General features: G+C 73.2%; 15 protein-coding genes. 10 read left to right on the forward strand and 5 right to left on the reverse strand.

Going from position 1 to position 24,322, the window contains the following annotated elements; genetic code table 11:
- The first annotated feature begins 13 nt into the window (after nucleotides 1-13).
- From QOZ89_RS00420 to QOZ89_RS00435, 4 genes are all read left to right on the forward strand, one after another.
- Nucleotides 14-1,144, forward strand: a complete 1,131-nt coding sequence (locus tag QOZ89_RS00420) for an LLM class flavin-dependent oxidoreductase (protein ID WP_312622641.1) — start codon at nucleotides 14-16, stop codon at nucleotides 1,142-1,144.
- Nucleotides 1,145-1,346: 202 nt separating this feature from the next.
- A complete protein-coding gene (locus QOZ89_RS00425; RefSeq protein WP_071049363.1) occupies nucleotides 1,347-1,823 on the forward strand; it encodes a phosphoribosyltransferase in 477 nt (158 codons plus the stop codon).
- Between the two features lie 364 nt (nucleotides 1,824-2,187).
- On the forward strand, nucleotides 2,188-2,937 hold the full coding sequence (locus QOZ89_RS00430; RefSeq protein ID WP_241841788.1) for a siderophore-interacting protein: 750 nt from the start codon (nucleotides 2,188-2,190) through the stop codon (nucleotides 2,935-2,937).
- A 169-nt stretch (nucleotides 2,938-3,106) separates the two neighbouring features.
- Nucleotides 3,107-4,993 carry a serine/threonine-protein kinase gene (locus QOZ89_RS00435; RefSeq protein WP_071049365.1) on the forward strand — a complete coding sequence of 629 codons (1,887 nt, stop codon included), beginning with the start codon at nucleotides 3,107-3,109 and terminating at the stop codon, nucleotides 4,991-4,993.
- A 160-nt stretch (nucleotides 4,994-5,153) separates the two neighbouring features.
- Here the strand turns inward: QOZ89_RS00435 and QOZ89_RS00440 are convergent, their stop codons facing one another.
- Nucleotides 5,154-5,822 (reverse strand): NAD(P)-dependent oxidoreductase, encoded by a 669-nt coding sequence (locus QOZ89_RS00440; RefSeq protein WP_071049366.1) that lies wholly within the window; start codon nucleotides 5,820-5,822, stop codon nucleotides 5,154-5,156.
- 70 nt (nucleotides 5,823-5,892) lie between these two features.
- Between QOZ89_RS00440 and sigJ the strand changes: the two genes are divergently transcribed.
- Complete coding sequence (gene sigJ, locus QOZ89_RS00445) at nucleotides 5,893-6,783, forward strand: RNA polymerase sigma factor SigJ (RefSeq protein ID WP_071049367.1); 891 nt, start codon at nucleotides 5,893-5,895, stop codon at nucleotides 6,781-6,783.
- Between the two features lie 73 nt (nucleotides 6,784-6,856).
- Here sigJ and QOZ89_RS00450 read toward each other — a convergent pair whose 3' ends face one another.
- The gene (locus QOZ89_RS00450; protein ID WP_312622643.1) at nucleotides 6,857-7,576 is read right to left on the reverse strand and encodes a CAP domain-containing protein; all 720 of its coding nucleotides are present in this window, start codon (nucleotides 7,574-7,576) and stop codon (nucleotides 6,857-6,859) included.
- Nucleotides 7,577-7,952: 376 nt separating this feature from the next.
- On the opposite strand from QOZ89_RS00450, the gene QOZ89_RS00455 reads away from it, so the two are divergent.
- Nucleotides 7,953-10,427: a WD40 repeat domain-containing serine/threonine protein kinase gene (locus QOZ89_RS00455; protein WP_312622644.1), complete on the forward strand. Its 2,475-nt coding sequence runs from the start codon at nucleotides 7,953-7,955 to the stop codon at nucleotides 10,425-10,427.
- A gap of 47 nt (nucleotides 10,428-10,474) precedes the next feature.
- Here QOZ89_RS00455 and QOZ89_RS00460 read toward each other — a convergent pair whose 3' ends face one another.
- Nucleotides 10,475-11,608: a sulfite oxidase gene (locus QOZ89_RS00460; protein ID WP_241841789.1), complete on the reverse strand. Its 1,134-nt coding sequence runs from the start codon at nucleotides 11,606-11,608 to the stop codon at nucleotides 10,475-10,477.
- 160 nt (nucleotides 11,609-11,768) lie between these two features.
- Here QOZ89_RS00460 and QOZ89_RS00465 point away from each other — a divergent pair, with 160 nt between their 5' ends.
- On the forward strand, nucleotides 11,769-13,442 hold the full coding sequence (locus QOZ89_RS00465; protein WP_312622645.1) for a SulP family inorganic anion transporter: 1,674 nt from the start codon (nucleotides 11,769-11,771) through the stop codon (nucleotides 13,440-13,442).
- Between the two features lie 25 nt (nucleotides 13,443-13,467).
- Here QOZ89_RS00465 and QOZ89_RS00470 read toward each other — a convergent pair whose 3' ends face one another.
- Both QOZ89_RS00470 and QOZ89_RS00475 read right to left on the reverse strand, forming a co-directional pair.
- Entirely contained in the window at nucleotides 13,468-14,349 is an 882-nt protein-coding gene (locus QOZ89_RS00470) for an SAM-dependent methyltransferase (protein WP_241841790.1), read from the reverse strand.
- A gap of 172 nt (nucleotides 14,350-14,521) precedes the next feature.
- Nucleotides 14,522-19,000, reverse strand: a complete 4,479-nt coding sequence (locus QOZ89_RS00475; protein ID WP_312622646.1) for a diguanylate cyclase domain-containing protein — start codon at nucleotides 18,998-19,000, stop codon at nucleotides 14,522-14,524.
- 477 nt (nucleotides 19,001-19,477) lie between these two features.
- Here QOZ89_RS00475 and QOZ89_RS00480 point away from each other — a divergent pair, with 477 nt between their 5' ends.
- The 3 genes from QOZ89_RS00480 (at nucleotide 19,478) to QOZ89_RS00490 (ending at nucleotide 24,215) form a co-directional block, all read left to right on the forward strand.
- Nucleotides 19,478-21,169 carry an FAD-dependent oxidoreductase gene (locus tag QOZ89_RS00480; RefSeq protein ID WP_312622648.1) on the forward strand — a complete coding sequence of 564 codons (1,692 nt, stop codon included), beginning with the start codon at nucleotides 19,478-19,480 and terminating at the stop codon, nucleotides 21,167-21,169.
- Between the two features lie 42 nt (nucleotides 21,170-21,211).
- Entirely contained in the window at nucleotides 21,212-22,525 is a 1,314-nt protein-coding gene (locus QOZ89_RS00485) for a cytochrome P450 (RefSeq protein WP_241841791.1), read from the forward strand.
- A gap of 259 nt (nucleotides 22,526-22,784) precedes the next feature.
- Nucleotides 22,785-24,215 (forward strand): NAD-dependent epimerase/dehydratase family protein, encoded by a 1,431-nt coding sequence (locus tag QOZ89_RS00490; protein WP_312622649.1) that lies wholly within the window; start codon nucleotides 22,785-22,787, stop codon nucleotides 24,213-24,215.
- Nucleotides 24,216-24,322: the final 107 nt, after the last annotated feature.

A 24,322-nucleotide genomic window follows, 5' to 3' on the forward strand; every position in this document is an offset into this window, starting at 1 on the left:
CGTCAGATCCGGTGTGCCAGACTTCGGAACCGACCGGCTGGCGCGCTGGAAGGTGGCGACCTCGATGTCCCAGGTACCGACGCGCGGCGAGGAGCCAACCGAGCCGGCGGAGCCTGCGGAGCCGGCAGAGGCGGCGGAGGCGGCGGAGGCGGAGCCGGTTCTGTCGCTCGGGCTTCCGCCCAACGTCCGGGTGGTCGAGTACGCCAGGCTGGCCGAGCGGCTGGGCTACCACCGGCTGTGGCTGTTCGATTCGCCCGCGCTGTACGGCGACCTGTGGATGGCGCTCGGCCGGGTCGCCGAGGCGACCGAAAGCATCGGGCTCGGGACCGGGGTGGCCGTGCCCAGCCTGCGTCATCCGATGGTCACCGCGGCCGCTGTCGGCACGGTCGAGGAGCTCGCCCCCGGCCGCCTCACCTGCGCGTTCGGCACTGGCTTCACGGCCAGGGTGGCGCTGGGCCGCCCCGCGATGAGGTGGGCGGACCTGGCGCGCTACGTCCGCCAGGTGCGCGCCCTGCTCGCCGGCGAGGCCGTCGAGATCGACGGGGCGCAGGCGCAGATGCTGCACCGGCCGGGCTGGGGACCGTCCCGCCCGCTTGCCACACCACTGTGGGCCGCGCCGATGGGACCCAAGGGGTTCGCGACCGCGCGGGACCTCGACGTCGATGGCGTCATCTTCCCGGTCGTTCCCAACACGCCGCTGACCGACTGGAAGTCGCGGGCGCTGCTCGCGCACGGAACCGTCCTGCGCCCCGGCGAGGACCACACCAGCCCTCGGCTCGTCGAGGCCGTCGGGCCGTGGTTCGCGACCAGCTTCCATGGCGTCTGGGAGCTCTACCCACACGTCCTCGACAGCCTCCCCGGCGGTCCCGAGTGGCGGGCCGAGATGGAGGCCAGCCGACCGGCCGGCCAGCGCCACCTCGCGGTGCACGAGGGCCACGTCGTCACCCTCACCGAGGCCGATCGTGCCGGCATCGCCGCCGCCGGCCCGGCCATCCTGGGCACCGGCTGGACCGGCGAGGCCGCCTCGATCCGGGCCCGGACGCGCGAGGCGGGCGCCGCGGGGGTCACCGAGGTGGTCTACACACCGTCCGGCCCCGATATCCCGGCCGAGATCGAGGCGTTCGCCGCCGCCGCCAGGACCTGAACGCCACGAGCGGCGCCCCGGGCCACGAGCGGGGCCCCATGAGCGGGCGCCGCGGGGCCATGAATGGCGCCCGACGAGCGGCGTCGTGGCCGTTCAGAGGTGGTTGGGCGATGTGGCTGTGTTCGGGTGGATGGCGTGCGGAATCCGTACGCCCGGGCAGGCGGCCCTGGGTGTCGAGGTCTGTTCTGTACCGTTCATTCGCGTGACGGACGAGCGTGAGGTTCTGGACTGGCGGACCTTCGGTGTCGCCTCGAGGGAGCTGGCCCAGCTGGTCGCCGACGACGGGTTCCGGCCGGACCTGATCCTGGCGATCGCGCGCGGCGGCCTGTTCGTGGCGGGTGCTCTCGGCTATGCGCTGTCGGTGAAGAACCTGCACGTGATGAACGTCGAGTTCTACAACGGCGTCGGCGCCACTCTGGACATGCCGGTGATGCTGCCGCCTGTGCCGAGCACGGTCGACTTCTCCGCGAAGAAGGTACTGATCGCCGACGACGTGGCGGACAGTGGCAAGACCCTCGTACTGGTCCGGGACTTCATCCAGGACCAGGTGGCCGATGTGCGGTCGGCCGTGGTCTACGAGAAGTCCCGGTCGCTGGTCAAGTGCGAGTACGTCTGGCGGCGCACCGACCGGTGGATCAACTTCCCGTGGAGCACCCAGCCCCCGATCGTGAATCCGTGAGTGCCGTGTCTCGGAAGGTGCTGGTCCGGAACGTGCTGGTCCGGAACATGGTGGCTCGGAATCCCGACGTCTGACCACGGACCAGGACCGGTAGCGGCGGTCAACACACCGCGGACACCTTCGGGCGCGAGCTGATCGCACTGCCGCGGCGCCTCTGAGCCGCTCCTCACAGGACATCACCCAGCCCTTCTCGCAACCATGTTCGCGATATATCGTGAGCGTATCGTCCGTTGCGGAACGGACGGCTGAGCGATGGAGGTCGTCGATGGCAGAGCAAGGAAGCAGACCGGGCGGAGGCGGCACAGGGCCCGGAAGGCCGCCTGGGCCGGGCCGGCGGCGCCCGCCGCCGCGACCGGTCGAGGTGGTGTCCGTCGCGCGCCTGGCGCCGTGGCTCGTGTCGGTGTCGCTCGGTGGCGACGCCCTCGCCGGGTTCGCCGTCGACGCACCCACCTCGCACATCAAGGTGTTCATCCCGCCGCCCGGCGAGGCCCTGGTGCTGCCCACTCCTGGGCCCGAAGGGCTCGTCTGGCAGGCGGATGCGCCGCGGCCGGTGATACGTACCTACACCCCGCGCCGCTTCGACCCGGCCACCGGCACGCTCGAGGTGCAGTTCGCCCTGCACGGCCCCGGGCGCGCCGCGTCCTGGGCCGAGGCGGCCAAAGCGGGTGACCGGGTGGCCGTCGCGGGGCCTGGCGGCCGCTTCCGGCTCGACCCGAGAGCGGAGCGCTGGTGGATCGCCGGCGACGAGAGCGCCGTTCCGGCGGTCGCCACCCTGCTGGAGGCGCTCCCGCCCACGGCCCGGGCCGAGGTGCATCTCGAGGTCGCGGACGCCGCCGACGCGATTCCGTTGCCAGGCCCGGCACAGACCTCGGTCACCTGGCACCCGCGGCGAGACGCCGCGGCCTACGGCGCCGAACTCGTCGAGGCCGCGGCCGGTTCCTCCTTCACCGCCGGCACCAGCGCCTGGGCCGCCTGTGAGGCGGGTGCCGTGCGTCGCATCCGCCGGCACCTGTTGACGGAGAAGCAGGTCCCGGCGGCCGCCCTGACCACCCGCGGCTACTGGCGGCTCGGAACCATGAACCATCCCGACCACGATTACGGGGACGACAGCTGACCGACGGGCGTCGGGCGTCGGGTCCGCCGAACCGTCTCGGGCCTGGGGTCTCCGGGTGCGGCGGCCGGTCAGCGCGGGGTGGAGATCGTCGGACGGGCCGCCCGGTATCGGCCGAACTGGGCCGGTATAGCGTGACGGGTGAGAACCGGTCACCGTGTGGAGTTACCCCGTGATTGATGGCTACAGCTCGTTCGAGCGGGTCGGGGGTGGTGGATTCAGCACCGTCTACCGCGCCTACCAGGAGGTCTTCGACCGGCAGGTCGCGGTCAAGGTCCTGCACGCCGATCTGCATGACGACGACGCGCGGCGCCGATTCCTGCGTGAGTGCCGCGCGACGGGCCGGCTGACCGGGCACCCGCACATCATCACCGTGTTCGACGCCGGCACCACCCGGGAGAACCGGCCGTATCTCGTGATGGAGTACTTCCCCGGGGGCTCGCTCGGCGACTCCCTGCGGGCGCGGGGACCGTTGCCGGTCGCGGCCGTGGCGAACCTGATGCTCCCGATCGCCGACGCGCTCGCGACCGCCCACCAGGCCGGCATCGTGCACCGCGACCTGAAGCCGGCCAACATCCTGCTGCGTGGCCCCGCCGACCCGGTCCTGTCTGATTTCGGCATTGCCGGCGTGTTCGACGCCGGGAATGCCGCCACTCTGTCGGCCGCCTATACCCCCGGCTACGCGGCGCCCGAGGTGCTGTCCGGCGACCCGCCCAGCCCGCCAGCCGACCTGTTCGCCTTCGGCGCCACCCTGTTCGTCCTGCTCGCGGGCAGCTCGCCGTTTCCGGGGAAGCTGGCGACGCAGATCCTGCCGCGCATTCTCGCCGGGGAGATCGCCCCGCTCGACCGTCCCGATCTGCCGCCGGATGGCCTCGCGCTGGTTCGGTCACTGCTGGCCGCCGATCCCAGCCAGCGCCCGGGCTGGGAGGAGATCTCGGCGCGGCTGACCTCGCTGGCCGCGATCGACGGGCCGGAGCCGAGCGGCCCCACGGCGCGCGTCGACGCGCCGGCGCCGGCCAGCGCCGCACCTGTCAGCGCCGGCGGTCCTGACAGCACCGACCGCCTTGGCGGCGCCGACGATCCTGACGGCGCCAACCGTCCTGAGGGCAACAACTACCACCCTGAGAGCACCGACGGATTCGGCGGCGCGACCGTCGATGGCCTCGTCCCGCTGGCGGGGCCCGCCGGCCCAGAGCCAGCCACGTCGGCCACGTCGGCCACGTCGGCCGAGGGCCCGTCGGCGGCCCGCTCGCCGGACCGACCTGCCCGGCGGCGGTCACTCGTTCTGCTGCTCCCGGTCGTCGCGGTCGTGGTGATCGCCGTCCTGATCGCCGTCCTGGTGACCCGGCCGGGCGGGGACGGCGACGAGCTGCCGCCCGGCCGCGGCGTGACCGACCGCGCGGACAAGGCGGCGGGCCTGAGCGGCAAGGACGAACTCGCGGCGGCCACCGAGGCGCTCGACGTGACAGGACCGCCGGGGGCGGGCGCGGGGACCCGGACCGGCGTCGGGGCCTCCGGCCCAGGGTCTGGTTCAGCGGCGTCGGGCGCGCCGGGCGCGGATCCGGGAGGGGCGATCCAGAGCTCGGCGGGCGGGCCGGCGGCTTCCTCCGAAGCGGTGCCCGGAGGCTCGCCCGCACCGGCGCCACCCGCGCCGCCGGAATCCAGCCCGCCGGCGCCGCCGGCCGGCGAGTCCTGCGCGTCGTCGGCGGTGACGACCACCGACTACAGGAACCGGAGCTGGTCCACCCGCTACGTCTGCCGGACCTACGTCGGCTCGGCGGTCTACGCGAACGTCAGGACCAGCGACGGGTCCCTCGACGACTCCGGCTACATGGACGCCGCCAACCAGGTATGGGTGATCTGCCAGTACCAGGGCCGCGCCAACCCGACGATCCAGGGCAACACCAACACCTGGTGGCTTTACACCCAGGGCGACACCGCCCGCGACAACGCCTTCGGCTACACCCACGCCTGGGGGTACCTGCCGGCCACCGCCGTCGCCCAGGGCGGCCAGAACGAGGCGATCCCCGGCGTCCCCAGCTGCGGTGGCTACCTGTGACAGGCGCCGCCCCCCGGCAGCGTTTGCCCGGCGGCATCCAACTGGCAGATCACCAGTGACGTGTTGTCGTAGTCGTGGATCCGGTCAAATCGCGACCCTGGCGACACGTTCGCGACGATCATGAATGAGCGCGGGTGGGCAGACCTGCGCCGCGGCTGGGCTAGTTGGCGACGCCGACGGTGTGCTCGACCGTCTGGGGCTCGTCGAGAGCGCGCAGCATGCAGTGGGCCACATCCGCGCGGGAGACAGCGACGCCGCCGCGCAGGTTCCGGTCGAGGGCCGTGCGGTAGGTGGTGGTCAACGGGCCGTCGGTCAGCCGCGGCGGCCGGACGACCGTCCAGTCCAGGTCGCTGTCGCGCAGTACCTCCTCCATCCGGGCGAGGTCGGCGTAGTGCGCGCGCAGGACGGTCCTGATGCCGGGGGAGAGCAGGAAGCGGGTGAAGAAACCGTCACCGGCGTCGTGCCGGGGCGGGCGCGGCCGGCCCGGCGAGGGGACCTGGCCGATCGGCGCCGCGCTGACGACGACGATTCGCCGGACGCCGCTCGCGCGCATCGCCGAGGCGATCGCCGTCGTGCCCCGCCAGGCGACCCCGGCGTCCTTCTTCCCTCGGGCGCCGAGGCCGGACAGGACCGCGTCCGCGCCGGCGAGCGCGGTCGCCAGCGCCGTGGGGTCGGCTGCCGCGAGGTCGGCGGCGACGACCCGCGCCGGGACCGGCGGCAGCGCGTCCGGCCGGCGCACGACGGCGGTCACCTCGTGACCGGCCGCGGTCGCCTGCTCGAGAAGATGCCGCCCGATGCCACCCGTGGCCGCGAAGATCGCTAGTTTCATCGTTGCTCCAGACGCGTCAGATCCGCCCATCGCGGTTCGTCATCGGTATGACGGATCCAGAGGGGGAACCATGACCGACGGCGGCGGCGACCCGCTCACCGAACAGTTCGAGACCCATCGGCCACACCTGCGGGCGGTTGCCTACCGCATGCTGGGTTCCCTCAGCGAGGCGGACGACGCAGTGCAGGACGCGTGGCTGCGGCTCACCCGTGCCGACCGCGGGGACGTGGTGAACCTGCCCGGCTGGCTGACGACGGTGGTCGCGCGGATCTGCCTGGATATGCTCCGGGCGCGCCGGGCCCGACGGGAGGAACAGTTCGGGGTCCACCTGCCCGAGCCCCTGGTGAGTCGCGAGGACGCCACCGACCCCGAGCAGGAGGTCCTGCTCGCCGATGCCATCGGGCTCGCGCTGCTGGTGGTGCTCGACACGCTGACCCCCGCGGAGCGCATCGCGTTCGTGCTGCACGACCTGTTCGGGGTGCCGTTCGACGAGGTCGGCAGGGTCGTCCGGCGCTCACCGGCCGCCGCGACGCAGCTCGCCAGCCGCGCCCGGCGCCGGGTGCGTGGCGCCGGTGTGACCTCGGACGTCGACCGCGCGCGGCACCGGGAGCTCGTCGACGCGTTCCAGGCCGCGGCGCGCGACGGCGACCTCGACGGCCTGCTCGCCGTGCTGGACCCCGACGTCGTGCTGCGCGCCGACGCCGGCACCCGGCTGGGCGCGTCGGGCGAGGCCCGCGGCGCCCGGGCGGTCGCCGCGGAGGTGTCGACGTTCGCGCCGATGGCTCCGTTCGGGCGGCGGGCGCTGGTGAACGGAGTCCCGGGAATCGTGGTCATCCCGACTGGCATGACGCCGACCGCGATCCTCGGCTTCACGGTGCGCGGCGGACGGATCACCGAGATTGACGTGTTCGCCGACCCCGACCGGCTGCGGCGGCTGGACCTGACGGCGTTCGCGCCCTGACCCGGCGGTGCCATCCCTCGAGGGCCGTCCGCGGCGGTGAACGCGGACGGCCCTCGATGCGGCGCGTGGAGCGTCAGAGGCGGCCGAAGTCCTGCGTCCAGTAGTAGCGGTAGGAGCCGCCCTCGGCGTAGCCGACGCCGATGTGGGTGTAGGAGCAGTTGAGCATGTTCGCGCGGTGCCCCGCGCTGTTCATCCACATCTCGACGGTCTGCGCCGCTGTCGTCCCGCCGGCGGCGATGTTCTCCCCGATGGAGGTTCCCGGGAAGCCGGTCGCGCGGATCCGGTCCGCGAACGAGCGTCCATCAAGACTCGTGTGGCTGAAGTAGTTTTTCTGCGCCATGTCCGCGGAGTGGCCCTGCGCGGCGGCGGTGAGGCGGGCGTCGACGGCGAGCGGGCCGCAGCCGGCTTTGGACCGTTCGACGTTGGTGAGCCGGACGACCTCGTCGGCCTTCGTCCCCGTGGCGGGTGGCGGCGGGGCGGCGGGTGACGTCGTCGTCGGCCGTGGGGCCGACGTCGTCGGCGGCCGCGTCGTGGGGACCGTCCTCGGCGGCGTCGTCGCCGGTGCCGGCGGGGCGGCGGGTGACGATGTGGGCGCCGTCGACCCGGTCGTGGGCGAGCTCGTGGTGGATGGGCTCGCGGCCGGCGAGGTGGTGATGGCCGGGGTCGCGGTGGCCGTCGGCCGCGGGTTCCCACCGCCGGACGGCGGCAACGAGGCCGGCTTACAGGAGGCGAGGACCGCGGCCAAGCCGACGGCGGCCATGACGCCGGTGAGACTTCTGGAGACAGAGGTCATGAAGCACTCCCTCGGGCACCCCTCCCCAGGAACAGGCGTAACGGTAGCAAATCGGTCTGCGCCGACATCAGGCCCATCCGTCAACACCCGGGAGCTGGTGCCGCGGCCGCGGATGTCAGCCCCAGCCGGAACCGGCCTTGATCGCCGCCGGCGTGTCGCCAGCGTCGCGATTCCGCCGCATCCGCGACGACGGCGGCACGTGCGCGGCGATCACCGGGGGCGAACGATGCCCGAGGAGGCACTAGTGATCACGTAGTCCGTGCATTGGGCTGCCGCCTCGCGCGAGCCGCGAGTAACTGACGGGTTGACGACTCTGGCAACCGCCTGCCGGGGGTCTCGCGACGATGTTCCGTAACAGGCGACGCAGGGGGACAAGGTGAGCACGAGTCCGGAAGCGGACGGCGCGGCGGCGGGGGCCGCGGTGACCCTGGGCGCGCCGGGGGGCGGCACGGCTGGCGCCCCCCTGAGCGAGACCGACCCGCGCCAGGTCGGCGCCTACACACTGCTTCGCCGCCTCGGGCGCGGCGGGATGGGACTGGTCTACTACGGCCACAGCCAGCAGGGACGCCCGGTCGCGGTCAAGGTGATCCGTCCGGAGGTCGCCGCCGACCGCGAGTTCCGGGCCCGGTTCCGCCACGAGGTGGCCAATGCCCGCAGGGTCCGGGGATTCTGCACGGCTGAGGTTCTCGACGCCGACACGGACGGCGAGCTCGCCTACCTGGTCACCGACTACGTCCAGGGCCCGACACTGGCCCAGGCGATCAGGGAGCGCGGGCCGCTCGCCCGTCCCGACCTCGAGCAGCTGGCGATCAGCGTGGCGACGGCGCTGACGGTCATCCACAGCGCCGGCGTGGTCCACCGCGACCTCAAACCGGAGAACGTCCTGCTCTCGCCGACCGGCGCGCGGGTCATCGACTTCGGGATCGCCCGCGCACTCGACGCGGCCACCGCGCTGTCCCGGGAGATCCGGCGCGTCGGCACGCCGGCGTTCATGGCGCCGGAACAGGTCGCGGGCACCGACCTGACGCCGGCTGCCGACATCTTCGCCTGGGGCGGCATCGTCGTGCACGCCGGCACCGGCCGTCTCCCCTTCGGGGACGGCCCCACGGACGTGATCTTCTACCGCATCGAGACGAAGCCGCCCGACCTGTCCGGCCTGCCCATGCCGCTGCGGGACATCGTCGCGGTCGCCATGCGCAAGGACCCGGAGCTCCGGCCGACCGCCGCCGAGCTCTACGGCATGCTGCTCGGCGCGTCAGTGCCCGCCGCGCCGGAGCCGTCAGATGACGCCGAAGCCGGGCCCGAGGCCACCGTCATCTCGACCCTTCCGCGGATTCCGCCGCTGACCATCCCGCCTACCGCCCTGTCGGTTCCTCCGGGCGGCTCGGTTCCTCCAGCCGGCTCGGTTCCGCCGGCTGGCTCGGTTCCCCCGGGTGGCTCGGTTCCTCCGGCCCTGTCGGTTCCTCCGGCCGGCCGGCCCGATGACGTGCACCTACCCGCGGGTGCCAACCCGCCCGGCTTCATCCCGTGGGGCCGCCGGCGACGCCGCGGCCGGGCGCTGGTCGCGGCGGGCGTCGCTCTCGTCGTGGCGGCGGCGCTCACGACCGTCGTGCTGCTCAACCGTTCCAGCGGCGGGAACGACCCGTCAGCCGATGACCTGGCAGCCGGCTCCCGGACACTCGCCGCGCGGGCCACGGCGGCCGGGCCGACCGGCCGTGCGTTGTCGCTCCGGCTGGCGACGGCGGCCTACCGGCTGGCCCCGACGTCCGAGGCCCGCGCGGCGCTGCTGGCCGCCGCGGACAGCAAGCTCGCGACCCTGGCGGTCCTCTCCGGTCACACCAACAACGTCATCTACGTGGCGTTCAGCCCGGACGGCAAGGTTCTCGCCACGACCAGCGACGACGGGACCGCCCGGCTGTGGGACCTCACCGGTTCCGGTGGGCCGACGACGATAGCCACCCTCATCGGGCATACCGGCGAGGTCAACGGTGTGGCATTCAGCCCGGACGGGAAGACGCTCGCCACCGCCAGCGAAGACCACACGCTTCGGCTGTGGGATGTCACCAACCCGCGCCAGCCGGCGCCGCTGGCGGTCATCACCGGTCACACCGAGTCCGTGTACGGCGTCAGATTCAGCCCGGACGGCCGGATCCTGGCGAGCTCCGGCGGCCTCGACCACACGGCCCGGCTGTGGGATGTGACCAACCCGCGGCAGCCGGCGCCGCTGGCGACGATCAGCGGTCACGACGGTGCCGTCTGGGGCCTGGCGTTCAGTCCGGACGGGAAGACGCTCGCCACGGCCGCCACCGACCAGAAGGCCAGGCTGTGGGACATAGGCAACCCCCGCGAGCCGGCGCCGTTGGCGACGATCAGCGGCCACACCAGCTTCGTCCTGGACCTGGCGTTCAGTCCGGACGGGAGGACGCTCGCCACCGCCAGCGGCGATCGGACAGTCCGGTTGTGGGATGTCGCCCACCCCCGGCAGCCGGTGCCGCTGGCCACTCTCACCGGCCACACCAACGAGCTCTACGGGGTGGCGTTCAGCCCGGACGGCCGGACGCTCGCGACCACCAGTCGTGACCAGACCGCCCGGCTCTGGGACGTCACCAGCCTCCGTCAGCCCCGGCCGTTGGCCACCCTCACCGGCCATGAGGACCGCGTCTACGGGGTAGCGTTCAGCCCGGACGGCCGGCAGCTCGCCACCACCAGCACCGACTGGACCGCCCGGCTATGGACCGTCGACGCCGCCGAACTCGCCCAGCGAGCCTGCGCCATCCCAGCCGACCACCTCACTCCGACGGAATGGGCCCGCTACCTCCCGAACCTGCCGTACCGAGCCACCTGCCCCTGAGCTCGCGGCTCCTAGGGGCCCGCCTCACGGCCGGTGGTGGTCGTGTGTCAGGCGGCTCGGCCGGTGACCCGTACCCGGGTCCAGGCGTTGTTGCCGTAGCCCTTCGGGTTCCACAAGGTCGCGGGCTGTTCCGGCTGCACGGTGGCGCTGGTGTCCCAGGCACGCGCGACGATGTCCACCGGCCCGGGCGGGATCCGCACTGTCGTATCCCACAGCCGCCAGGCCCAGGGGCTCGGCGCCGGGCCGAGGTCGGCCTGCCGCCAGGGGCTGGCACCGTTCGCGTCCGGGCCGGTGCCCTGGCGTGACCCCGGCGTCTCCACCCGCACGTCGACGCGGGCGACACCGCGGCCGTCGCCGGCAATGGCGTATCCGCTGATCCGGTTCGGCCCGGGCGGGAGCGCCTGGCCGTCCTCGGGGGTGAGGATCGCGGCGTTGACGGCCAGGGGCCCGAGCGACAGGCCGGCACCGGCCGCGGCCGCCGCCGGGTCGACGTCCGCGGGTAGCAGCCGGTAGGCGCTGGCCTGGAAGTAGTTGTCCGAGGGCTGTTCCTGGACGTGGATGTGCTCCACCCACTTGACGCTGCGCGCACCGATGTAGCCGGGGACGACGACCCGGACCGGGGCGCCGTGTGCCGGAGGCAGTGGGGCGCCGTCCATCTCCCAGGCGAGCAGGACCTCGCCGGCCATCGCCTTCGACATCGGCACCGACCCGCCGAAGGGCTGCGGGGGATCGGCGAGTTCGGAGACGTCCGCGGCGCCGAAGGCGACATGCCCCGCGTCGGGCCAGGGCTCCGCCGCGGCCAGCACATCCGCGAGGCTCACGCCGGTCCACCGGGCCGTGGAGATCACGCCGGATCCCCACGGAACCTCGTCGGGGATAGGGCGGACCGCGGCCAGCTCGGCCCGGCGGTTACCGGCGCACAGCAGCGTCGCCACCATCGTCCGCTCGGGGAATCGGGCGCGAAGCTGCGCCAGGGAGAGCACCAGGGGACGGCGGACGACCCCGTCGACCCGCAGGCGCCACGAGTCCGGGTCGATCTGAAGGATCGGGCCGTGGTTGCGGCTGTAGAAGGTGTCCAGAGGCGTGATCGGTCTGTCGGCGAGCGCCGCCGCGGGAGGTTCCGCGTTGAACGGCTCCTCCTCGTAGACGATCATGTCGTCGCGCTTGTCCCATGCCGCCACGCGGGCCGGTGTTCCCGGGAGGCGTGATGAGCAAACAGTCGACACTTGACCACTCGGCGCCCACATCTTCGACACCGCCCACCCAATCAACCTCGGAACGTAGCTTTATGGCTACGCGTTGTCGTGGTGTCTGCAGCCGGCCTACGACTGGAGTCCGCACGTGCCCGACGAGTCCCCCGCGCCCGACACGAGCGACACGAGCGACACGAGCAACCTGAGCAGTCCGGGAGGCCCGAGGGACCTGAGCAAGCCGGGAGAGTTCCCGCCGCGAGCCTCGCCGGACCGGCGTGACGCGCGTCCCCGGTGGCGCGCCGACGTCGAGGCGTCGCTGGTGGTCTTCCTGGTCGCCCTGCCGCTCTCGTTGGGCATCGCTGTCGCCTCTGGAGCACCGGTCGCCGCCGGAGTCATCGCCGCCGTGGTCGGCGGTGTCGTGGCGGGCGCCCTGGGCGGCGTCCCCCTTCAGGTCTCAGGCCCGGCGGCAGGCCTCACCTCGGTGGTCGCGACGGTCGTGGCGACCTACGGCTGGCGGGCCGCGTGTTTCGTCACCGCCGTCGCGGGCGTCCTGCAGGTGCTTCTCGGCGTCAGCCGGGTCGCCCGCGGCGTGCTCGCGATCTCGCCGGCCGTCGTGCAGGGGATGCTCGCGGGCATCGGGATCACGATCGTCGTCGGCCAGGTCCACGTCGTGCTCGGCGGCGCCGCGAGGTCCTCGGCGCTCGACAACATCGTCGAGCTCGGCCGCCAGTTCGGGACCGTCCACGTCCCGGTGGCGGCCGTGCTCGGCCTGGCGACGGTCGTCCTGATGCTGGCGTGGCCGCGGCTGCCGTGCCCGCTCGCGAGCGTGCCCGCGCCGCTGGCGGCGGTGACCCTCGCGACCATGGCCTCGTTCGCATCCGACGTGCCCCGCGTCGCGCTGCCCCATGACGTTCTCAGCTCACTCGCCCTGCCCGAGCTGCCCGGCGGCCCGGCGACGGGCATCGCGACCGCCATCCTCACCGTCACGCTGATCGCCAGCATCGAGTCACTGCTGTCGGCCGTCGCCGTGGACAACATGCACGGCGGTCCTCGCGGGAACCTGGACCGGGAGCTGGTCGCGCAGGGCGCCGCGAACACCGTTTCGGGGCTCGCGGGCGGGCTCCCGGTCACCGGTGTGATCGTCCGTAGCGCCACCAACGTCCGCGCCGGAGCCCGGACCCGCGCCTCGACCATCCTGCACGGACTCTGGATGGCCGGGTTCGCCCTGCTGCTCGCGCCGCTGCTGCGCCAGATCCCGCTCGCGGTCCTCGCCGGGCTGCTCGTCGTGATCGGCGTGAAACTCGTCGACCTCGCCGGAGTCCGGGTCCTGTCCCGTCATGGGGACCTCGCCACCTACCTCGTCACCGCGGGCGGCGTCGTGGTCCTCAACCTCCTGGAGGGAGTGGCGCTCGGAGTGGGCGTGGCCGTGCTGCAGACGCTGCGGCGCGCTCTCGTCACGGCCGTCCACGTCCACCCGCCAGCGGCTGGCGGCCTGCCGTGGCGGGTGGTCATCGAGGGAACGCTGGCCTTCCCGTCGCTGCCCCGGCTGGCACGCCAGCTAGCCCGGCTGCCCGCCGCCGCGCCGGTCCAGCTCGACCTCGCCGTCGACTACCTCGACCATGCCGCATACCAGCTGATCGACAGCTGGACCCGCGCCCGCCGCCACGACGGCACCCGCGTCGTCATCAACGAGATCGGCACACCCGTGCTCAGCCAGATCCGCGAGGGCCGCCCGCCGCCGCGCCGGCTTCGAGCGGCCTCGGCCGCCACCGCCCCCACCGCGACCTGCGCGGCCTGTTCAGCTCCGTTCGCCGAGGGTTAGCGCTTGATCGGCCCGGCCGGGCGGGTCAGGCGGGCTTGTGGCCGACCCCGGTCCAGATCACGGTGGACTCGGGCTCGTCGGCCCGCCACTTCGTGGCCAGCACGACGCCGGGCTCGAGCAGGTCCCAGCCGTCGAAGAACCGGCCGATCTGTTGCTGCGTCCGCGCGTGGAAGCTGCCGGTGGACGCCTCCCGCATCAGGGCGTACGCCGCTGCCAGGTCCTCCGCCGGGACGTTGCCCGAGGGGGCCTCGGTCGCGATGGCGGGATGGGTGAAGACGAAGAAGCTGCCGGGGGGCATCGCGTCGGACAGCGTGCGCACGATCGAGTACGGGTCATCGCCGTCCGGCACACAGTGCATGATCGCGATGAGCATCAGGGCGACCGGCTGGCTGAAGTCGAGGACCTCGGCGGCCTTGGCGAGGATGTCGGCCGGCTGGCGCACATCGCCATGCACGTAGGTGGTGCTGCCCTCGGGTGTGCTGGTGAGCAGCGCGTGCGCGTGCGCGAGCACGATCGGGTCGTTGTCCGCGTAGACGATGCGGCTGTCCGGAGCGGCCCGCTGGGCGACCTCGTGCGTGTTGTCCGACGCGGGCAGGCCCGTGCCGATGTCGAGGAACTGGCGGATGCCGTGCTCGGCGGCGAGCAGGTGCACGGCGCGACGCAGGAAGGAGCGGTTGGCGCGGACGCTCTCGGTGACGGCGGGCATCGCGGCCATGACCGCTTCGGCGACCTTCCGGTCGGCCGGGTAGTTGGTCTTGCCGCCGAGCCAGTAGTCGTAGACCCGGGCGATATGCGGGAGGTCGGTGCGCAGGTCGATCGGCTTACCGTCTGGCCCGAGGACCGTGCCGCCGGACGCGACCGACTCGAAGTTCCACGACCCGTCCCCAGCGACGTCGCTGTCGGTCACTGACTCCCGCTCCTCTCGCGCACCCACCGGTGTCTCGCCGGATGCCGCCGGCGTGATCATCGGCAGGCTACGCCCAGCTCGTAACCTATACCCAATTGCGACGCATACGATGCGGGCTACGCCGCATCGTGAACGTCTGGCTGTTTGGGGCGGGCCCGGTCATCCGGCCTGGTCACCGGTCACGCCGTCGCGGGGCGCGTCCATCGGCTCCGGCGAGCACGGCGCTCCCTCGGCCGCGGCGTTTGGCGTCGTACATGGCGAGATCGGCGGCGCGGATGATCCGCAACGGGTCGGGGTAGGCGGTGGAGAGCGCGGCACCGATCGTCGCGGCGACCGTCAGTACGGCCACCTTGGTCCGCAGTGGCTGGCGCAGCGCGGCGAGGATCCGCTCGGCGAGCTCGACGAGCTCGCCCTCGTCCGTGTTCGCGACGAGGATGCCGAACTCGTCGCCGCCGAGCCGCGCCACGGTGTCCCCCGCCCGGACGGTGGCTTCCAGCCGCAGCGCGACGATCTCGAGAACCTCGTCGCCGGTGCCGTGGCCGTAGATGTCGTTGACGGGCTTGAAGTTGTCCAGATCGACGAACAGGACGCCGAATGGCGAGGCGCCCGTCTCCCAGGCACATCGGGAGGGCGACGCGCCGGCGGACGCGGTCGGGACGCCGCTGCCAGCCTCGGGTCCGGAGCCGCCGGCGGCGAGATCATGCCCGTCTGGCCGCTCGGCACACCGCCTGGCCGCCCGCAGGACGGCCTCGTCGAGACACCGGTCGAAGGCGACCCGGTTGGGCAGGCCGGTGAGCGGGTCGCGGTACGCGGCGGCGGTCAGCTCGTCCTGCAGCGCCTTGCGCTCGCCGATGTCGTGACAGGTGATCAGGACACCGGACACGTCCGAGCCGGGCGCCGTCGTCAACGCCGACGCGGTGACGTCGAACCACCGGTGCCGGCCGTCGGCGGTACGGAGCCGAACGTCCTGCAGAGTCTCCGGACCGGGCCGCCCGGCCCCCGCGGCCGGCGACGGCGCCGCCGCGGAGGGCGGTGAGGCCGCCGGGGCACGAGGCGAGGCGGGCGCCCCGGTGGGCGGCGGCGGTGGTGGCAGCCTGCCGGCCGTGGCCCGGACGAACGCGCGCAGCCGCGCCGCGTCGTCCGGATGGGCGAGGTCGGCGACGTCGTGGCCGGCCCAGTCGGTGGTCCGCTGGTCGAGGAGGCGGGTCACCGATGGCCCGACGACGCTGATCCGGCCGTCCGGGGCGGCGACGGCGACGATGTCGTGAGCGCCGCGCAGCAGCGCCTCGAAGCGGTCGACATCACGGCGCAGCACCCGCCGGCGACGGTCGTCGGACGCGGCCACGGCGATCAGCGTGAACGCGACGATGCCGAGCAGGAGCCCGAGCCCGGGCAGCGAGCTGCCGAGGTCGTCGAAGACCGCGGTTCGGTCTCGTTGCAGGAGCGTGTAGTAGCCGGGAATCCGGCCCGTCGGCATCGCGAGCGAGATCAGGCCTGGGTCGGCCGAGCGCACGGAGGTCGCCTCGCCCTCAGGGGAGAGCCGGCTCAGCGTCGCGGGGTCGACGACGCGACGCCCGATGAAGGTGTTGTCCGAGCCGAAGCCGACGCGTCCGTTCTGGTCGACCAGTTCCAGGGAGCCCAGCGAGGCGAGCGACTGGAAGATCACCGTCGGTAGCCCGTGGTGCGCCGAGCGGCCGATGGCCAGTACCGCGACGGTCCTGCCGTCGCGGATCACCGGCTCCAGTCCGTACACCCGCTCGGTCCCCGTGGAGTCGGCGGTGACCGGGGTCCACTGAGCCTGGCCCGCCACGACCGAGCGCCACAGCGTGCCTCGGGTGTCTACCGGCATCGTCGCCTTCGCTGGAAGCGCCGAGAGAATCTGACCGTCAGGCGAGGTCAGCAGCAGATCGGTGTCCGGGCCGCCGATGGCGGAGGCCGCGAACCGGCGCAGGATCTCGCGGTCGATCGTGGGGTTCGTGAAGGTCCACGGAGCGGCCGAGACGAGTGGCACCAGCCGCCCTGGCTCCAGGATCGTCGCCGCGGAGTCGTTGAACGCCGCCGCCACGGCACGGTTCTGGGCGAGGGCGGCGGCGCGCGCGGTGCGCTGGGCATCGGCCTCCTGACGCAGGCCGATGCCGAGGATGCCCAGCAGGAGCGCCGCGACCGCGAGAATCGGGACAAGGGAGCGCAGCCATCTGGGCCAGGCCCGCCGGCGGCGACCGGCCATCGGAGCGGCGAGTCTGGCGCGGCCCGCGGCGGCCCGGCGCGGCCCGCCTCCGCGCGCGGAGGCGTCGTCCCGCGGCGCCGGGCCCGCCGTGGCCGGCGCTGTCTCCGCGGCCCCGGCCGCGGCCCGCCGCGACACCGTCGCCGGCCGCGCTGACGGCGCCGACGGTGGCGCCGAGCCGGCCCGCGGCGACGGCTGAATGGCCGCCGCGGCCGCCTCGGAGAGGGCCGCGGCGGGGCCGGTGATGGGGGCGAGATCCGGTGCGAACACCGTGCGCGGTCCGTGGCCGGCGCGCTTTGCCTCGTACATGGCCTGGTCCGCGGCCCGCAGCAGCGCGTCGGCATCGGCGGGGGAAGCGTGGCCGTCGAGAGACGGCGTGCTCAGCGCGACACCGATGCTGGCGCGGACCTGCACGCGGTCGGCCTGGTGCGCCGAGGCGGCGCCGGCCCCCGTGTCCGGCGGGGGCAGGCTGATCGGCCGGGCGATGGCCGTGGCGAGACGCTCGGCGATCAGCCGCGCGGTCGCGGGTTCGGCCTCGCGCAGCAGCGCGCCGAACTCGTCCCCGCCGAACCGACAGGCAAGGTCGTCCGGGCGCAGGGTGGCGACGATGCGCTGGGCGACGACCCGCAGCACGTGGTCGCCGACGGCGTGGCCGTGCCTGTCGTTGATGGGCTTGAAGTCGTCGAGGTCGATGAACAGCAGCGCGTCCCGCGTGCCGTCGACGGCGGACGTCGTGAGCGCGCCGGCGAGGTGGGCGAGGAAGGTCGCGCGGTTGGGCAGGCCGGTCAGGGGGTCGTGCCGCGCCTTGTGGGCGAGGCGGTCCTGAAGGGCCTTGCGCTCGCCCACCTCGTGGCAGGTGATGACCACCCCGCCCAGGTCGTGGGCACCGCGTTCGTCGACGGCGGTGAGATCGAACCACCGGAAGTGCTCCGGGTCGGTGTCCGTGGCCGCCTCCGCGCCCGAGGCCGCCTCCGCGCCGGTGGCTGGCTCCGCGCCGGTGTCGTCAACCGGGGCGGATCCGTGCTCGGCACCGTTCGTGGCGCGCAGCCGGACGTCGACGAGCGTCGTCTCGCCTGGCGAGAGGCACGCGAGCGATGCCGCCACCCGGTCGCGGTCGTCGGGATGGACGAGGTCGAGCAGCGGCCGGTCGACCCACTCGGCGTCGGCCTGGCCCAGCAGCCGCCGTGCCGATGGGCTCATGAACACCACGGTCGAACCGTCGCGGACGAGCACGATCACGTCATGGGTGTTGCCGAGCAGGTTGTGCAGCCGGGCGCGGGCCCGGCGGGCTCCTAACTCGCGTAATGCGCCGAAGAGGACCAGCCCGAACACCGACCCCCCGAGCACGCCGACGAGCGTGTGGTTCCGGCTGGCCTGCTGGTCGCGCAGGTCGCCGTAGAGCTGCTCGTTCGAGGCCTCGAACACGGTCACATAGCCGGTGGTCAGCTGTGCGGCGGCGATCACGGTTCGTTCGTGGCCGTCGGCGCCGCGCGTCTGCCAGACCTCGGAATGGCCTGGTCGCAGGTCCGTCAGCCGGGCCGGGTCGACGATGCGTCTGCCCACCTCGGTCGGCGCCCACGAGGAGATCGCGACACCGTCGCGGTCCACCTGGGACAGCCCGCCCGCGCCGGCGCCGTTGCCCAGCACGCCGAGGCGCTCCTGGAACCGCTCACCGGCGGTGTCGATGGACAGCGAGACGAGCACCGCTCGCGGCTCGCCCTTCCCAGCCGCGAAGCCCTCGGTGGGGCTGCCGCCGGCGTGGATCGGGGCGAGCCCGGCGCGGACCTCCTGGCCATCCACGTCGAATGCCGAGGACCAGCCGGGCTCGCCGCGCAGCGCGTCCCCCCAGGCGGAGCCCAGCTGGGCGGTGGGGATCGCCGCGCCGTCCGGGCGCGCCGCGATCACCCGTCCCGACGTGTCCAAAAGGGCGACGGCCACCGTCGGGTTGCCGGTTGGCGTGAGGTCGAAGGCCGCCAGCAGATCGGCGTCGTGGGCCGGATCGGTCAGGCTGAACCCGGCGCCGTCGACCATCGTCTGGAGAGTCGCTGGGTCGTCGGTCTGCGACCGGTAGTTCGCGATGCTCTCGACGAGGTCGACCCGGTTGGCCCGGCGGCCGTGCTCGGCGTTGCCAAGCTGCCAGCGCCCGACCAGCACGGCGGTGAGCGCGAGCAGCAGGGCGAGGACGGCACCGGTGATGAGGGGAACGGCCCGGCCCAGCCGGCCCGCCCGCCACGGTCGGTTCCGCCGCCACCGACCCGGGTGGTCATCCTCGCCGAATCGGCCACCGGCACCGCGCTGGGCGCCGGTGCCTTTGCCGGTGCCGTCATCCGTATGCCACCTGCGCGACAGTGACGTCGCGATACGTGTCCATGCGGGGGCCGTGAGCCTCGCGTCGGCGGGCTTCGCCGACTGGCTAGTCGAGACCATGCGGGTCGAGGCCGTGCCCCCTCCGATTCCGGAGGCGCTGGACGTCCACGTTTTCATGGAGATCGCTGCCTGTACGCGAAGGACTACGTCAAGTTACGGGAATGCGTACCCTCAGGCAAGCTCGGCGACCCTCGGGACAGTTCACCGGCCGGGCACCCCGACGGCACGTAGGTCGTCGCGACCGGGACCGGGGACCGGGATCGAGACTGGGACCAGGATCACCGGCCGACTTCCCAGGATTCTCCAATGAGGCAATTAATCTCATGGCCGCCATCGCCCGCTATGCCGCCATGAAAGCCTCCGGCCGTAACAGCCATATCCGACGTGGGGCGGCGAATATGCCCGCGGAACATCGGAAACTCGGAACGATGGAAGCCACGGAACCGGTGGCCAGGTTTTTTCCGGCGGCGTCGGGCAGGAGTCCGGCAGCGTCGGGGTCAGGGCCGTCCCCGAGCCGAGGTGACCGGGGGACTTCTCTTGAGACTCGTCGTTGACCTCACGCGCTGCCAGGGATATGCGCAGTGCGCCTTCCTCGCGCCGGACGTGTTCCACATGCAGGGGGACGAGGCGCTCTGGTACGACCCGGAGCCCGACGACACCCGGCGAGAGCAGGTTCTCCGGGCGGCGGCCGCCTGCCCGGTCCAGGCGCTGCGGGTCGAGCCGATCCGGGTGCGCGACCGCGTCGGCGCGGGTCCGCCGCTTCGCGCTGGCGCCAGCGGTGGCACTGCCACTGGCGGTGGCACTGCCACTGGCGGCCGCACTGCCACTGCCGGCCGCACTGCCACTGCCGATGCCGACGGCGATGCCATGAGGCGGGCCGCGCGAATCGTCGTCGTCGGCGTCTCGGTCGCCGGCCTGCGAGCCGCGACGGCGCTGCGGCGGGAGGGCTTCACCGGCCCGCTGACGCTGATCGGAGACGAGCCGTGCGAGCCCTACGACCGGCCGCCCCTGTCCAAGCAGGTCCTCGACGGCTGGGTGCCGGGCCGGCGGACCGCCCTGCCTCGGCCCGATGACCTCGACGCAGAGTGGCGGCTCGGCGTGCGCGCGACCGGCCTCGACCTGGCCCGCAAGCGGGTCCTGCTCGCGGACGGCGAGGAGGTCGAGTTCGATCGGCTGCTGATCACCACCGGTGCGCGGGCGCGACCGTGGCCTAATCCAGCCGAGGCGGCCCTGGACGGCATGTTCGTCCTGCGTGGCCGGGACGACGCCGCCGGCCTGCGCCAGCGGCTCGCCGCCGGGCCTCGCCGGGTGCTGGTCATCGGCGCCGGCTTCACCGGGTCGGAGGTCGCGTCGTCGTGCCGTGGGCTGGGGCTGCCGGTGACCGTCGCCGAGCGGGGCCCCGCGCCGCTCGTCGGGGCGCTCGGGCGAGCGGTCGGCGCGGTCGCCGCGGACCTGCACCGCGACCACGGCGTCGACCTGCGCTGCGACGTCACGGTCACGGCGCTGGAGGGTGACCGGGCCGGCCGGCTTCGCCGCGCCCACCTGTCGGACGGCACGTCGCTCGACGTCGACGTGGCCGTCGCCGCGCTCGGCAGCGTCCGCAACGTCGAATGGCTCCTGGACTCGGGGCTCGGGGCCGGGCCGTGGGGAGTCGGCTGCGACACCGGGTCGCGGGCCTTCACGGTCGACGGCATGGTCTGCGACGACGTCTTCGTCGCGGGAGACGTGGCACGGTTCCCGCACCCTCTCTACGACTTCCAGTTCCTCGCGCTCGAGCACTGGGGCAACGCGGTCGCGCAGGGCGAGATCGCGGCTCACAACATGATCAGCCCGCAGACCGAGCGCTGGCCGCACCTGGCCGTGCCCAGCTTCTGGTCGACCCAGTTCGGTACGGAGATCAAGTCCGTGGGCGTCCCCACCTTCGCCGACGAGGTCGTCATCGCGCAGGGCTCGACCGCGGACCGCCGGTTCATCGCCGTCTACGGCCACCGAGGCCGGGTCACCGCCGCGGTCGCCTTCGACCAGGGGAAATGGCTGGACTTCTACCAGGGCCTGATCGAGCGGGCAGCGCCGTTCCCGCCGGACTTCCGCCGCGTCGACCAGCCCGCCCGGCGGCCCGTGCCGGCGGAGATCCCCGACCGGCCGGCGCTCATCCACGAGGCCACGGTCATGGTGACCGGACATGACCCGTCCGCGCGGCGCGCCCGGTTCGTCCACGTGGGCCGCTGAGTGAGCCGGCCGCACACCGTCGACAACTCGGAGGGCCGCCCTATGGCTATGGCGCCGGTCAGCGTCTTCGACCAGATTCTCGACCACAGCAACCGTGCCAATCCGTACCCGCTCTGCGCCGAGCTGCGCCGCACACCGGTCAGCCGGGCGGATGACGGCGGCTTCGTCGTGAGCACGTACGCCGAGATCGTCGCGCTGCTGCACGATCCCCGGCTCAGTTCGGATCTTCGCAACCGCGCGGACCACGCGGCCGTGGCCCAGGACGAGGCGGCCGGGCCGCTGCCGCCGTCGTTCATCGCCCTCGACCCGCCAGAGCACGACAGGATCCGGCGGCTGCTGACCCGGCACTTCGGGCCGCCGCACAACCCTGGACGGATCGTCCGGCTGGTCCCCGAGATCGCCGAGATCGCCGGCGGCCTGGTGGACGGCCTCGCCGGGCGCGGCCGGGTGGACCTCGTCGACGAGTTCGCCTACCCGCTCCCGGTCACGGTCATCTGCCGGCTGCTCGGAGTGCCCCGCGAGGACGAGCCGCGCTTCCGCGTGTGGGCCGACGCCGTGGTCGAGGCCACCGACCCGGCCACCGGCGACCTGGCCACCCGGCGAGGCCGGCGCACCAGGGCTCTGGCCGAGCTCGGGGAGTACCTCGGCGACCTGGCCGACGCCCACCGGCGCGACCCCGGCGACGACATCCTGTCCGGGCTGGCCACCGACTCCGACACCGACGTGGGGGGCCGGCTGTCGCGCGGCGAACTGATGGTCAACGCCGCGCTTCTCCTCATCGCCGGCCACGAGACCACCGTCAACCTCATCGCGAACGGCATGCTTACCCTGCTGCGCCATCCCGACGTCGCGCGCAGGCTGGCCCGGCAGCCCGACGTGGCCGGCCGGGTGGTCGAGGAGGTGCTGCGCCACGACCCACCGGTGCAGTTCCTGGGGAACCGCGGCGCCCTCGACGAGATCGAGGTCGCCGGCACCGTCATTCCCCGCGGCGCGCCCATCACCCTGGTGCTCGCCGCGGGCAACCGCGACCCCGCCCACGTCGCCGACCCCGATCGGTTCGACCCGGATCGGCAGTACATCGAGCATCTCGGCTTCGGCGGGGGAGTCCACTACTGCTTCGGCGCCCCGCTGGCCCGGCTCGAGGCACAGATCGCCCTGACGGAACTCGCGCGCCGGCTGGAGAATCCCCGGCTGGCCGCCGACCCGCCGCCCTACCGGCCGAGCCCGCTCCTGCGCGGCCCTCGCCATCTGCTGGTCACCGTGGACGGCGTCACCCCGGCGCCCCCGCCGGCGGGCGGAGCCCGGTCAGCCGGCCGGGCTCGCCCTTCGACCGCTTCGCCGGCGGCCGTCCGGTGATCTTCCGCGCCGAGGTCGGGCGAACGTTGCCGGGGACGGCGTCAGGCGCGCTCGCCGCCGGTGCCGGCGAGGGTGCGACCGATCCGCTCACCTGATGCCGCGTGCCGCGTGCCGCTGGCCGGTGAGCCGCGGTGCCCGCATGGCCATCGGCTGCCGGGTTGTCCGCCGGCGCGACGGTGCGTCAGAACTCCGCCCGCCCAGAACTTCTATGGCATCCTGTGACATTCCTTGACATCCTCGAGCCGAGGAGCTGGACGGCGTGGGCGGCAGGCGGCGGGTGTTTCTCACCGGGGCGACCGGAAACTGGGGCCGCTGCGTCCTGCGTGAGTTCGCCGACAGGGCCGACCGGTTCGACGTCGTCGCCCTGGTGCTGCCGACCCGGCGTGAGCGAGAAGTCATCGGCGAGTTCGCCGGCATGCCCAATCTGCGGGTCGCCTGGGGCGATCTGACGGACTACGGCGCCGTCGAGCGGTGCGTGCGCGGCAGCGACCACGTCCTGCACCTGGGCGCCGTCGTCTCGCCGCTGGCCGACGACCATCCCGAGCTCACGCGCCGGGTGAACGTCGGCGGCGTCCAGAACATTGTCAGGGCGGTGCTGGCTCAGGAGGACCCCACGGCGATCGGCGTGGTCATGGTCGGGTCGGTCGCCGAAACCGGCGACCGCAACCCCCCGCACCACTGGGGCCGGGTCGGCGACCCGCTGCGGGTCTCCCGGTTCGACGAGTACGGCCAGAGCAAGATCATTGCAGAGCGGGTGCTGATCGAGTCCCGCCTGCCGCGCTGGGTGTGGCTGCGCCAGACGGGGATCTTCCATCCCGGGGTCCTGGAGATCCGCGATGCCATCGTGACCCACGTGCCGTTCGCGGGGGTGATGGAATGGGCGTCGGCCGAGGATTCCGCCCGCCTGGTCGCCAACATCTGTGAGGACGGCGTGCCCGAACGGTTCTGGAGCCGGGTGTACAACATCGGCGGCGGTGAGCCGTGGCGGCTGACCAACTGGGACCTGCAGGTCGGCCTGGCCGGTGCGCTCGGCGTGAAGGACTTCCGGCGCTGGTATGAGCGCAGCTGGTTCGCCACTCGCAACTTTCACGGCCACTGGTACACCGACTCGGACGACCTGGAGAACCTCGTGCCCTTCCGGCGCGACACCTTCGACGGCGCGCTTGCCCGCGCCCTGGGTGCCGCCCCGTGCACGGTGCGCCTGGCCGGGAAGGTGCCGGCGGCGATCGTGAAGAACTTCGTCATCGGTCCGCTGACGCGGCAGCCTAGGGGCACCATGACCTGGATCCGGGACAACGACGAGGCGCGGATCCAGGCCTATTTCGGCTCCCGCGCGGACTGGGACGCCATCGGCGACTGGTCCACCTTCCAGCCGCCGGCCCCGGACCGGACCCCGCGTCTGCTCGACCACGGCTACGACGAGACGAAGGACCCGGCCGCGTGGAATCGCGCCGACCTTGCCGCGGCCGCCGACTTCCGCGGCGGCGAACTACTGTCCCGGACGGTGACGACGGGCGACCTCGCCACGCCACTGCGCTGGCGCTGCGTCGACGGGCACGAGTTCGCGGGCAGCCCCCGGCTCATCCTCACCGCCGGGCACTGGTGCCCCGAATGCGTCAAGGACCCGGCCGGCTACCCCAGGCAGGCGGCCGCCAACCGCTTCCTCGCCCAGATCGAGTCCACGTCCTAGAGCCACGCCAGCGAAGGGCCTGCCGGCCCTCGATCATTCATGATCGCCACGGGCGTGTTGTCGCAGTCGTAATTTGGCCCGATCCACGACTGCGGCGACACGGTAGT

This window comes from Pseudofrankia coriaricola, assembly GCF_032027725.1.
In the GTDB taxonomy this organism is placed as follows: domain Bacteria; phylum Actinomycetota; class Actinomycetes; order Frankiales; family Frankiaceae; genus Pseudofrankia.